Consider the following 13,483-nt stretch of genomic DNA (forward strand, 5'->3'; position numbering starts at 1 on the left):
TTTTTAAGATTTCGGATTACCCGTAAAATCATAACTAATACCGATTTGCCAGGTGCGTGGAATGCCGGCCCGATAAGTGTTTCCATAGCTGGCATAATCAACGGTAGTAGCATAAATAGTATTCATCACATTCAATACATTGAGCCATACACCGAGGCGGTTCCATTGATATCCCGATCGGATATGAAACAAATCATAGCCTTTGTATATCTGCGTATTGGCCGGATCAATGTAATATTTACCGAGATGCTGCCAGTCAAAAGCTATATAAGCATTCCTCAAAAATCCAGGATGATAGCTGATTTCAGCAAAATATAGAATCCTGGGAGCAGCATTCATTTGTGTATGGCTATAATCCTTTCCGTTGATTTGATATTCCAGAAACTCATGATAAGCCCAGGTACCATTCCATTTTAATTGCACACCCGTAAAAGGGCTATATGCAATTGTATATTCAATACCTTCATGCAAGGTTTTTCCCGCATTTTCATTTTGATAGGATCCATCGTCCTGTCGCACTGTAATTATCTCATGAGTTCCCATCATGCGATATACATCTGCCTGTATGCTTCCCTTCCCCTGCTGCCACATGAACCATCCTCCTGCTTCATAATTCATGTAAACAGCAGGTTTTAAATAAGGTACTTTTACACCGTTGTATAAATCCGTAATATCGGGTGGCGCAAATCCCTGGCTGATATTGGCATAAAAACCCGAACGGGGAGAAAAATGATAAGTCAGACCAATTTTAGGCGTAACATGCGAAAACACATTGATGCTGGAAGGCGCTCCTGTATAAGCCGAGGGGGACAAGTGGTTCACAAAATGATATGCCAGCCGGTCATACCTGATTCCACCTACCACATACAATGCATGTATCGGTTCCCATTTCAGCTGCACATAAGCAGCTTCATTATCAATCCCAGCATGGTAATCAGTAAGTACGGAATCCGTAGGTGTAAAACTGATATAATAACCGGCCGTATCTTTCTGAATCTGAATAAACTGAGCATGATAATTCAATGGACTATATTCTGCATTGATTCCAAAAATTGCCTGAAGATGCGAGGAGGCGTTTTTTAAAGTGTGCTGCATCAGCAAACCATAACTTGTAAACCGGTTATCATTGATTTCGCCGGTTGCCTTCAACGGATCAGCTGTGCATTTAATCCGGTATGTAGGATTCTGGCCTATATCATTGTACCGAAAATAAGCTGTGGCAAAGCCCTCCCCCAGATTACCTTTTTTATAATGCAAACTGCTTGCAAAACGAATGGCTTTTACGCTCCGGTAATTGAATGTATAATAGCTCGCATAGTTTTTCTTATAAAAATCAAGGCTATCTAGCCCACCGTTCATATCAGATCTATAATCAATAATTGAAAGTTCATTCTCCCATTTTACATAATCATTGATATATACATCACCTTTCAGTGTGACAGCAAGTTTATGAAAATCATTATGTTGATGATAGGTATCATGTTGATTGGCATAATATCCGTATAAACCAACTCCCATCTTGTTTTTTGTACTCGATACCTGAAACTGCGCACGTCGATAACCGATAGATGAACCATCCACAGAAAGCTTTGCTGCAGGAACTGCAGATGGATCATAGGTGATAAAATTCACCGCCCCGCCTATGGCATCACTGCCATATATAGATGAACCCGGACCACGAATGATTTCAATATTCTTTACTGCTGCACTGTTGATTTCAATCAATGCATTATGATTGAAATTACCCACCGTACGGATGGGAATACCATCTTCCAGATACAAATACACACTCCGATATCCGATGGGCTGGCGAATAGCCATAGTATGTTGTTCATTTCCCAGATCAACCATGTACACACCTGTAACCTGATTGAGCAGTTGATCTAAAGTAATGGCATGGGTTTGCTGCATCATACGGGATGAAATCACACTCAGCGCCACAGGAACGGTTGCACGTTGTTCACCTTCGCGGCTGGCCGTAACCACCATCTCCTGTAATGCAGTAGCAGCAGGCTTGAGATATAATGTACCCAATGCAGCCATGGCTGGTATTTTTAAAGTTTCATATCCAACACATGAAATCACAAGGCTATCTGCATCAGTGGAGGGAAAGCTGAATCTGCCCTGGGCATCTGTAAGCGCTATCACTTTATTCTGCGAATCACGGATCGCAGCACCAGCAACAGCCTCCAACGTAGAAGCATTGATCAAGATACCCTGTATAGCAGATGACGATTGTGCCAAGGCATACAATAACACGAAATTGAGTATGAAAGAAAGGAAAACATGTTTCATGTGTAAAACATTTAATAACTGAATGAATCACAAATAGATTCCTCCGGCTCTACTTGCCGCGAACAAAATACATAACGTGTATTACGCTAAATCATCAAGCCGGATAGGAAAGGCCAGCACAAACAACATCGTTTATGTGCCACCTCAACATACAAAATCCGGTAAGCATGATGTACTTAACACATGGCAGGAGGATGAAAAATACGGTTGTGAATACCGGTTAAATAAAAGGGAACAAAGTGAAGAAATTGAAAAGGTTGTGAATCTAAAACTGGCGCAAGTAAACGGAAATGGCAATCACAAAATGGAACATCTGGAGCAGATTTACCAGCGGGTACACCAGCGGGATTGCGACGCTGATCTTTTTCCAGCTCTTTTTTCAAGAAACATTTGCCCTCGCAATGTAGTTCAGGATGATTTCGGTTAACACATAAATGTGTAGCAATGTATTTAATATTCAAATGATAGTCAAGAATAATGAGATTCTTACTAAAAGCCTGCAATAACACGGCTAAAAACCATATGAAAGCAAGCAATCTCATGCTGCTACAATATACGTAGCAAAGTTACATTCCGTTTATTGAAAACAACAATTTTTTTTAAAACCCATTAAACCGGATGCCAAAAGCATAAGGATATTGCTTAACACCGTATTGATGCAGGGGTGTAAGGCTGTATGTCACATAAAACGACCAGCTATGCCAGCCAAAAGCGAGCTCAGGCGACACCCGGAATGTACTGAGATTGAAATTATCATTGGTCTTCACCTTCCCACGGGCATCGCTTACTTGCTTGGTACGCGATTTAAAAAGATACCCGAAATTGGAACCGACTTTAACTTGAAAACCTTCATCGCCCCTGCCTGACAGATGAAAACAAAGGAATACAGGCACGGTAAGGTATTCAGTAAACAACTTGTTTTTCCGGAATGAAATACTATCCCGAATCACCACTGTATGGCTTCCCTGATTTACATAAGTAATGTTTCTCCGGTAGCGGAAATTGTTCATCAGCAAACCCAATCCATATTCCATGCCTATCTTATTGTTTCGCAGATAACGCTGCTGGTGGAAAATCCAGATGTTCACATTGACCGATTTTTCCGGTATCAATGAAAATTCCGATGCCGTGAGCGGATCACTTGGTGGGCGGGGTGCAAATGTATATAAACCCTGTGCCGAATAATCATAAGCCTTTACATTAGGATCCACACCAGAAAGACCTGCATAATCACTCCGATCCACAAAATTGTTCCAACCAAAATCAAACCCCAGCCAATGGGTAAACACGTGCTGGGAGGCCGGCTTGGGAACCCGGTAAATATCAGTATATGAATGCCCCCCCGGAGATTCGCGATGAATGATGCGCCAGCGCCCTACAATCACCGTATCTTCTTCAACGGATGGAATGCTGTCTTTTACCCGACTGGCTTTGGAAAATGTGCTATCGCCCAACAGATTAATTTCTGTTTCACCATTTTCATCAACAGCATATACATGTACGCCATTACGGGTTTCTACCTTTACCCATTGCTTTTGCTGGCCCTGGGCGGAGGATTGCAGCATCAGCAACACAGAAATACCTGCAGCAATTGAAAATGTTTTGTGCAATATATCCATAGTTAATGATTTTCCTGCTGAAGTTCAATACGAATATGATCAGACGCAAACAACGATTCCTGAATCTTATGAGCATTATCTACCGTTCGTGCCACAGCCAGTATGATTCGGTTAAATGTGCGGGGGCTGCGTGCCGAAAGAAGCAAAACCGGCGCATCTGCTGCGTTTGATGCCGGTGTGGAATTGATATGAATTTGAATTTTATGATTGTTTATCACCATGCTTGTATCGGCTTTGGCATGCAAATCGGTAATGGCGGCTAACCTGTCCAATGGTAATACATCAGCCTCATTTCCCGTCTGTGCAATGTTTATTGTTTGCATAATTGTTTCCTGTGAAACCGTATCATGTATGGACAATGATTGTTGTTTTGCAGAAGTTTTTGAAACAATCGGTTGATGTGAAACAACAGAATGATATGTATGGGGATGATGGAATGAATCAATACCCGCACGGGTAGTTGAAGAGATCACATCTGATTTTTGTTTTTCTTCCTTTGGAATGAAAATCGCCGATGTGGAAACTTGCGGCTGATCTACTGCCCAATTGCTGACAGGATGGATTGCAGACATAAACATTTTTCCCAAGATCCATAGACCCGCAATGCAGGCTGCTGCAGCCATCCCATACAGATATTTCATCCGTTTTCTGCTGTGGCGATATAGTTGCTGCTTGTCAGGATAAGTGCATGTTTCTGCAGGCAACCGGGTCAATTGCCATTTCTCCCATTCGGCCTGTAATTCCGGATGTGCGGCAAGATAGGCCTGCAGCTCTTTCCATTCTTCTTTGGAAAGTTCATCATCCAAAGCCCGTATCATCAATTCTTCCAACCGTTCTGAATTCATCATTTCATGATTTAGGATACAAAATATTTTTCCAATACCTGCTTCAGGCTTTTCCTTGCCCGATGCAGATACACCTTCACCTGCGCCAGGCTTAAACCGGTAATCTGCGCAATTTCTTCATACCGATAACCTTCATAATCCTTCAGCATGATTAGCATTTTCTGGGTTTGATCCAACTCATTCAACGCTTTTTCCACGATATGCTTTACTTCCCATTCTGTCCGGGGTTGCTGTACAAAAGCCTCGGGATGCAAGGGTACATGATGGCGAAACCTATTAACGCGCAGATGATCAATCATGGCATGATACGCAATGGTAAATAAATATGATTTTGCTTTGGCAAATGCCACCTCTTTGCGATGTTGCCAGAGCCTCTCAAAACTCACCTGCACCAGATCCCGCGCCGTTTCTTCCTGCCCCAGATTTTTCACCACAAAACGATACAGCCTGTCGGCATAGAGATCCACACAATCATTATACTCTTTTTCCGTCATCAGAATCAGATGTAAAACTTTGTACGCATCCGTAAAACGAATGGGATATGCATAAGGTTACAGTTCATCCAAAATAAATGGCTTTTGTTTTGTCTGGCTTTATCATTTTTCCGAAATCGTATGAAATTTCGAAAAGATACAGAATCGTTTCGCCCACTGTATCAGGAATGCAGATGAATTCCGACTTTTGTGATGAAAAATCAGCCATCATGGACACTACTTTTCTGGAACGCCTGCAAAAAGAATTAGCTGATATCCAGGCTTCCGGCCTGTACAAAAGGGAACGGATTATTGAATCGCCTCAGGATGCGGTGATCCGGGTCAATGGCCGCGAGGTCATCAATTTCTGTGCAAACAATTATCTGGGACTATCCAATCATCCGCGGGTAAAGGAGGCCGCCAAGAAAACCATAGATGAACGTGGCTACGGACTGAGCAGTGTGCGTTTTATTTGCGGCACCCAGGATATCCACAAAGAGCTGGAACGCAAATTAAGCGAATTTCTGGGCACGGATGATACCATTCTGTATGCTGCCTGTTTTGATGCCAATGGTGGCGTGTTTGAACCGCTGCTCAACGAGCAGGATGCCATTATTTCCGATGAACTAAATCATGCCTCCATTATTGATGGCATACGCCTGTGCAAAGCCCAGCGCTACCGGTATAAGCACAATGACATGGCTGATCTGGAAAGCAAACTCCAGGAAGCCGCCGGTGCCCGCACCCGGCTGATTGCTACCGACGGCTGTTTCAGCATGGATGGTACCATTGCCCAGCTCGATAAAATTGTGGAACTGGCCGACAAATACCGGGCCCTAGTGATGGTAGATGATAGCCATGCCACCGGATTTTTAGGCAAAACTGGACGGGGTACGCATGAATACCGGGGCGTCATGGGCAAAATAGATATCATCACAGGCACCCTGGGCAAAGCATTGGGTGGAGCATCCGGAGGTTTTACCAGCGGACGCAAGGAAATTATTGAAATGCTCCGCCAGCGTTCCAGGCCTTATTTGTTTTCCAATACCCTGGCTCCGGCCGTGGTAGGCGCTTCCATAGCCGTCATGGACATGCTCAGCGAAACCACGCAGCTCCGCGACAAGCTGATGGAAAACACCCGTTATTTCCGGGAAAAAATGCAGCAGGCCGGATTTGACATCAAGCCCGGCGAACATCCCATCGTGCCTGTCATGCTTTATGATGCCGTGCTTGCCCAACGTTTTGCAGATGAGTTGTTGAAAGAAGATATTTACGTGATCGGCTTTTTCTATCCGGTAGTGCCCAAAGGACAGGCCCGCATCCGCGTGCAGCTGAGCGCTGCCCATGAACGGAAACACCTCGATAAGGCCATCGATGCCTTTACCCGTGTAGGAAAACAATTGGGCATATTGAAATCCTGATTCACATGCATAAGCATCCATATCTATTGCTGGTTCTGCTCTGGGCGGGCTTTTCCATGGGTTGCCACTCCGGCATCAAAGAAAAAAAATCCTGGCAATCTTACCTCGATAGCGCACAGGCAACGGGTTGCCTGATGCTTTATGATAACATGCACGATCAGGTAAGCGTATATCCTGTTGAAAAGGCGCGCCAGCGCTATGTTCCCGGATCGGGATTTGTTGTATTCAGCTCACTGGTGGCGCTGGAATCTGGACTGGTAGCTGATACCAGCAGCATGATCCAAATTTCGGATATCGATTCCATGTCTATGGGTGATTTATTCCGCCAGCATCCGGCAACCCTGAACCAGTGGCTTTCTACCCATATCCGCAAAGCAGTTATGCAATTCTGGCTCGACTCCGTTCATTATGGCAACCGGGTTTACATAGACACCATACAACCATTCTGGGAAAACGGTACGCTGCGCATATCCCCGGATGAACAACTGGGCTTGCTGATTCATTTGTATTTCCATGAACTTCCCTTCCACGAACGCCCGCAACGACTGGTCCAGCAAATCATGCTACAGGAAAATACTCCCCAATATTCACTAAGTTACGTTACGGCGGCTATTCATACCGACACCACGGCACAGGCCTGGATGCTGGGCTGGGAAGAAGAAAACCGGCATCCTTATTTTTTTACGGTATTTCTGGAATCTAAACAACAAAGCCCGGAACAATTGCGTGAGAAAATCTTAGCTCTTGTCAGAAAATGGCTTAGTGATCAAGGATTTTTTCAAGGCAATAAATAAATATCTCATCGAATTTTTAATCATTATTCATACATGTACAATAACACGGCATGGTTAACTTTTAATAACTCATATTTGGCAACGGATAGACTCAAGAAATCCTACCAACATTCATCATTTGAAAAATAACAGTAGGCATCCATTATGCTTTGCTAATTTTCCTTCTTACACCAAATGGAGAGAAGGATTATACGCGAAATTTAGAAAAAATGTATTTGCGCTTTGCTTTCTTCTTTCTCTTTCCTAACCAAATAACGAAACCCGTAACCGGAAGACTTGCACATATCAAACTTCCGAAGAAAGCAATGATTTTTCCTGCAATCCCTCCTATAGCCCCTACATGAATATCATAATTCATCTGAAGGATTTTTTCACCCAAGGTTTTTGTTGAGAAAGCTTCTTCTGATAATAGTCTTCCTGTTCTTGAATCAAATGCAAATGTGCGGGCGTCATAGTACACTTCATTCCGGAAATAAACATTCAAATATATAGGTGAAGTGCTGTCAGCAGGAAGTTGAAGAATAAATCGTTTCGCTTCCGGAAAATGTTTCCGTACAGCCTGGAATATTTGATCAGGAAGATCATTTCTGGGTTGTGGATTGAGCAAATAATGAAATGTTTTCGTCTCAATTCTGGAACGCGAATGTTTGGCATCTGAAAACATACTTCTTAACCATCCGAATGCAAATAGCATTCCCGTAAAAGCCAGAATCAATGCTATACTGAAAATATAAAATCCCAGCACATTGTGCAAATCATAGTTTACGCGTTTCCACCGACTTCTCCACGCTATGGTAAATGCTTTTTTAATTTCATGGCGATTCCATTTACCAGGAAACCATAAAATCAAACCCGTAATTAATATCAATATAAAGATCAATGTGCTCCACCCTACAATGGGCTGACCATAAATGGTATTCAGAAATAAGCTCCAGTGAATGTATTTGATAATGACAAAAAAATCTTTCTTGTAATTGATTTTGCCGGTAACTGCACCTGTGTAAGGGTTTACAAATGCTGATTCATAATAACGGAGCGTATTTGGAAAAAAGACTGATTTCGGATCACCAGGTGCATATGCCATTAATTCCCATGTTCTCGACGGGTCAGTGTAAACGGTTATATAAGTAATTTGCTTATCACTACCCAATGCCGATTGCGTACGATTTATAAGTACACGGAGTGGGAGAGTACTGGTAGAATGTTGCCTGCTGATGAAAAAAATTTTTTTTCGGGTTAGTTCTGAAATTTCTTTCTGAAAAACAAACAAGCATCCGGTAAAGGAAACAATAAAAACAATCAGGCCAGAAATCAAGCCTGGCCACAAATGCAGCCAGGATATGATACGAAGAAAAGGTGATTTTTTATTTACAGGCATAAATCAAAAACGATATGAAATGCCGAGTTTATAATTTCGGGGTGCTTCTGTCTGCCAGTAGTAAAAATTGGCATAAGCGCCTCCGGAATACAGGTAAGCATTCAAAATATTATTTACCGTCAGATTTATTTTCAGTTGATTGATTTGCCAAAAAACACCGCCATCAAGCCTGAAATAGTCAGACAATGGCCTGTAGGGAACTGCTGCTTGAAAAATTCCTGACCAGCCAATCCGATCTTTCTGATAAGAACAACCGGCAGATACACCGAAACCTTTCCATTTACCGTTCTGGGATTGATATGTAAGCCATGAGTTGATGATGTGGTGTGCATATCCTGGTAATGGTTGGCCTACCTTATTTTTATCAACATCTTTTGTGATGCTGGCTTCAGTGTAAGCATAATTGACTACTGCCTGTAAATTTTTTAGAATCTGCCCACGAATATCGAGTTCAAAACCTTTTGCCACTGATTGACCTATTTGCAAAGAATAGCGGTTGTTGGGATTATCTGTAGTATCCGGATCATTTACCAGCAATCCATTCTTTTGAATTCGGTAAACAGATACCGTTGCGTTCCACAAGCCATTTCTGAAATCTTTTTTAATTCCGAATTCCAGATTATTCCCTGTTTGAGGTTTAGGAAGCTTATTGCCACGCAACAGACCCGATTGAGGTAGAAATGACTGATCAAATAATGCATACACGGATGCGTCATTACTGAGCGATACACTTAATCCAACACGGGGCGTGAAGTGATCAGCCTGATAAGGCGTACCATAATCTGATTGCTGGGCTTTGGTATAACGACCTGCCAGGGTAAGCCTGATTTTGTCTTCAGCAAATCCCAGCTCATCCTGTACATACAGCGCAGAATAAGATTGATTGATGGTGTTATTACCCGCGCGTTGTCTGATGCTTTTTGATCTGTCAAATGTTGGAAGACCATTGGATGGGGATCCATAAACCGGCTGATAAATATTAAACGGATGATCTTGGGTGTCCAGTTCATGATATTGACTCCAGTCATACCAGTTTTGTTTATTACCCAGATCTAACCCAGTTAATATATGATGCGAAATATGTCCCGTGGAAAGTTGCCCATTCAAAAATATTTGACCAAATGCATATTGGCTAAGAACATCAAAATTGTAAACTCCTCTAATCATGTTTCCGGCACTATCTATAGATGAAGGCCATATATCGGAAGCTTGTTGCCTATAATCAAAATAAGCCGATTGCACAGTCAGCATCCAGTTTTCATGAATATGATGATGAAAATAAAAAAAGAAATTTTGCTCGGAAATATGAGCTGGATCTAATCCGGGTTCCAATGTAGTAAAGCTTCTTGGCACATCAGCATAGTTTTTGGGAGAATAAGCATAAGGCGATCCCACATCAGACATGTTTACAGATTGCAGGGTATATTCTGCTGTAAAATCTGTTTTGTCATTTATCTTATAAGTAATAACCGGATGGAAACTCAATCTCTTGTTAAATTCGTAAGGACGGAATGAATTTTGTGTTTGTCCAATCAGATTCACACGATATAATAACTTTTCATTTTTATCGAATCTGCCATTTTTATCTATAGCTATTCTATACAGATCATAACTTCCAAACATAAGTGACAATTCGCCCTGATCTATGCCTGTTGGTTTTTTGGTAACAATATTCATGATAGCACCCGGCTCACCATTCGACATTAGAAAACCTGCAGGTCCTTTTACAAATTCTATGCGATCAACCAATCCCATATCCAGCGAAAGCGGCCCCCATGTGGAAGTGATATTCATTCCATTGCGAAATTCCGAAGCACGCGTGGCTCTCATATTGATTCGGGTGTACATGCTCCAGTGCTCAAGCCGTACAGCCCCGCTCACATCTCTGATAATATCATTCCCCATTGTTGTAATTTGTTGATCATTGAGCACATCCTGTGTAATTACCTGAATATTTTGTGGTAATTTTTGCAAAGGGGTTAACAAACGAAGGGATGATGAAAGATTATTCGCCTGATAAGAATGTTTCTGATCAGTAACAATCACTTCTTGTAAATGATGAACCCGATGCATTTTCAGGCTATCCTGCAAAGGGGAAACGGAATCTATTTGTTGTGCAAATCCGATATGGATGATGCATATAGCTGCAACAGAGAGATATAATTTTTTCATAGCATTTGTTTTTAAAATGTGGAAGCAAAATTGCCCGTCCATTGAGAAAATCCATATTCAAATCGGGAATTTTATTTTCGAGAAACGTAATTTTGATGGTTATCCGACTTTTTGAAATAAATAGATGAAAACTATTTTTCTATAAAAATTATCAGTTTGATTGATAAACGGCTTCCTTGTATGTTTGCTCTGAATTGTTGAAATCAAACAGGAAACATATGGAAAACAACAAAACAACTGCCGCAAAATGCCCGTTCAGCGGCGCCGTGCAACAGAATGGATTTAAATTGGGAGGCACTAAAAACTCAGACTGGTGGCCCAACCGGCTGGACCTGGGCATGCTCCGGCAAAACAGCGAGCTGTCCAATCCGCTCGACAAAGGGTTTGATTACCGAAAAGCCTTTCAATCGCTGGATTATGAGGCTCTGAAAAAAGATTTGCGCGAATTGATGACCCAGTCGCAAGACTGGTGGCCGGCAGACTTTGGGCACTATGGCGGACTCTTCATCCGCATGGCCTGGCACAGCGCCGGTACCTATCGCATCTGGGACGGCCGCGGCGGCTCCCGCAAAGGTCTGCAGCGCTTTGCTCCCCTCAACAGCTGGCCCGACAATGCCAACCTCGACAAGGCCCGTCGCCTGCTGTGGCCCATCAAACAGAAATACGGACAAAAAATTTCCTGGGCCGATCTCATGATCCTGGCTGGCAACGTGGCCCTCGAATCGATGGGGTTCAAAACCTTCGGTTTTTCCGGTGGCCGCGAAGATGTGTGGGAACCCGACCAAAGCGTCTATTGGGGCTCGGAAAACAAATGGCTGACCGACGACACCCGCTTTTCTGGCAAAGGCCTCCAACATCCGGAGGCACTGGAAACGCCCCTGGCTGCCGTGGAAATGGGATTGATCTACGTGAATCCCGAAGGGCCCAACCGCCAACCCGATCCTGTTGCCGCCGCCAAGCATATCCGCGAATCGTTTAAACGCATGGCCATGAACGACGAAGAAACCGTGGCCCTCATTGCAGGTGGTCATACCTTTGGTAAAACCCACGGTGCGGGCGATCCCAGCCTGCTGGGCCCTGAACCCGAAGCTGCCGACGTGGAACACCAGGGCCTGGGATGGATCAGCCACTACAAGAGCGGCAAAGGTCCTGACGCCATTACCGGCGGACCCGAAGTGATCTGGACAACTCAGCCCACCCGCTGGACTTATGACTTTTTCAAACACTTGTTTGAATACGAATGGGAGCTGACCAAAAGCCCCGCCGGTGCCTGGCAATGGGTGGCCAAAAACGCCGAGCCTATCATCCCCGATCCTTTCGATCCTTCCAAAAAACGCCTGCCCACCATGCTGACCACCGACCTGGCCCTGCGCTTTGATCCCATATACGAAAAAATATCCCGGCATTTCTATGAGAATCCCAGGGCCTTTGAGGATGCTTTTGCCCGTGCGTGGTTTAAGCTTACCCATCGCGACATGGGGCCCAAAACGCGCTACATTGGACCAGAAGCTCCACAGGAAGATCTGATCTGGCAAGATCCCATTCCCCCTGTAAATCATCCGCTAGTGGATAATCACGATATCCAGCAATTGAAACAACAATTGCTGCAAAGCGGACTCTCAATCTCCGATCTGGTTACCACAGCCTGGGCTTCAGCTTCTACCTACCGCGATTCCGACAAACGCGGCGGTGCCAATGGCGCACGCATTCGGCTGGAACCCCAGCGCAACTGGCCAGTGAACAACCCCGAAAGGCTTTCCCGGGTGCTGACGGTGCTGGAACAGATTCAACAGGATTTCAACGCCCGCCAGCAGAACGGCAAACGCATTTCCCTGGCCGACCTGATCGTACTGGGCGGGGTGGCCGCTGTGGAAAAAGCTGCTCGTGACGCCGGATTCGATATCGAAGTGCCCTTCACACCCGGCCGCATGGATGCATTGCAGGAACAAACCGACGTAGAATCATTTTCCTACCTGGAACCCTTTGCCGACGGCTTCCGCAACTACATCAAACAGATTACCCACGTCCCAGCCGAATTCTTGTTGGTGGACAAAGCCCAGCTGCTTACGCTTACCGTCCCGGAAATGACGGTGCTCATCGGCGGCATGCGCGCCCTGCAAGCCAACTACGACGGTTCAGACTGGGGCGTTTTGACCGACCGCCCGGGCCAGCTTACCAACGACTTCTTCGTGAACCTCCTGGATATGCGCTACAGCTGGCACCCGCTGGATGAACAGAAATATTATTTCGAAATCCGCGATCGCAAAACGGGCCAACGCAAATGGAGAGCAACCCGTGTGGATCTGGTCTTCGGCTCCCATTCCGAACTGCGGGCTGTGGCCGAAATGTATGCCAGCGACGATGCGAAAGAAAAATTTGTGCACGACTTTGTGAAAGCCTGGCATAAGGTCATGGAACTCGACCGCTTTGACCTGCATCCGTAAAAAACCAATATGCTCCATGTTCCCAACAGGCTGTTGATCCTA

The 13,483-nt window shown here is 44.2% G+C and carries 10 protein-coding genes; 3 read left to right on the top strand and 7 right to left on the bottom strand.

Translation table 11 applies throughout. The annotated features are described in order from the left end of the window. Positions 1 to 3: 3 nt before the first annotated feature. The 5 genes from BM367_RS04950 to BM367_RS04970 form a co-directional block, all read right to left on the bottom strand. Complete coding sequence (locus BM367_RS04950) at positions 4 to 2,295, bottom strand: TonB-dependent receptor domain-containing protein (protein WP_092458553.1); 2,292 nt, start codon at positions 2,293 to 2,295, stop codon at positions 4 to 6. A gap of 176 nt (positions 2,296 to 2,471) precedes the next feature. Beyond that, the gene (locus tag BM367_RS12085) at positions 2,472 to 2,837 is read right to left on the bottom strand and encodes a hypothetical protein (protein WP_143103954.1); all 366 of its coding nucleotides are present in this window, start codon (positions 2,835 to 2,837) and stop codon (positions 2,472 to 2,474) included. Positions 2,838 to 2,894: 57 nt separating this feature from the next. Beyond that, positions 2,895 to 3,914, bottom strand: a complete 1,020-nt coding sequence (locus tag BM367_RS04960) for an outer membrane beta-barrel protein (RefSeq protein ID WP_092458557.1) — start codon at positions 3,912 to 3,914, stop codon at positions 2,895 to 2,897. Between the two features lie 2 nt (positions 3,915 to 3,916). Continuing rightward, entirely contained in the window at positions 3,917 to 4,759 is an 843-nt protein-coding gene (locus tag BM367_RS04965; protein ID WP_092458559.1) for an anti-sigma factor family protein, read from the bottom strand. 11 nt (positions 4,760 to 4,770) lie between these two features. Continuing rightward, positions 4,771 to 5,253, bottom strand: a complete 483-nt coding sequence (locus tag BM367_RS04970) for an RNA polymerase sigma factor (RefSeq protein WP_092458561.1) — start codon at positions 5,251 to 5,253, stop codon at positions 4,771 to 4,773. A 209-nt stretch (positions 5,254 to 5,462) separates the two neighbouring features. On the opposite strand from BM367_RS04970, the gene kbl reads away from it, so the two are divergent. Both kbl and BM367_RS04980 read left to right on the top strand, forming a co-directional pair. Next, on the top strand, positions 5,463 to 6,653 hold the full coding sequence (gene kbl / locus BM367_RS04975) for a glycine C-acetyltransferase (protein WP_092458563.1): 1,191 nt from the start codon (positions 5,463 to 5,465) through the stop codon (positions 6,651 to 6,653). 5 nt (positions 6,654 to 6,658) lie between these two features. Further along, positions 6,659 to 7,447: a hypothetical protein gene (locus tag BM367_RS04980; RefSeq protein ID WP_092458565.1), complete on the top strand. Its 789-nt coding sequence runs from the start codon at positions 6,659 to 6,661 to the stop codon at positions 7,445 to 7,447. Positions 7,448 to 7,634: 187 nt separating this feature from the next. On the opposite strand, the gene BM367_RS04985 is transcribed toward BM367_RS04980, so the two are convergent. Then, positions 7,635 to 8,825, bottom strand: a complete 1,191-nt coding sequence (locus BM367_RS04985; protein WP_092458567.1) for a PepSY-associated TM helix domain-containing protein — start codon at positions 8,823 to 8,825, stop codon at positions 7,635 to 7,637. Between the two features lie 3 nt (positions 8,826 to 8,828). Further along, positions 8,829 to 10,997: a TonB-dependent siderophore receptor gene (locus BM367_RS04990; RefSeq protein ID WP_177224108.1), complete on the bottom strand. Its 2,169-nt coding sequence runs from the start codon at positions 10,995 to 10,997 to the stop codon at positions 8,829 to 8,831. Positions 10,998 to 11,215: 218 nt separating this feature from the next. Here BM367_RS04990 and katG point away from each other — a divergent pair, with 218 nt between their 5' ends. Further along, a complete protein-coding gene (katG, locus tag BM367_RS04995; RefSeq protein ID WP_092458569.1) occupies positions 11,216 to 13,441 on the top strand; it encodes a catalase/peroxidase HPI in 2,226 nt (741 codons plus the stop codon). The last annotated feature ends 42 nt before the right edge of the window (positions 13,442 to 13,483 follow it).

The sequence above is a fragment of the Thermoflavifilum thermophilum genome (assembly GCF_900116565.1).
Taxonomy (GTDB): Bacteria; Bacteroidota; Bacteroidia; order Chitinophagales; family Chitinophagaceae; genus Thermoflavifilum; species Thermoflavifilum thermophilum.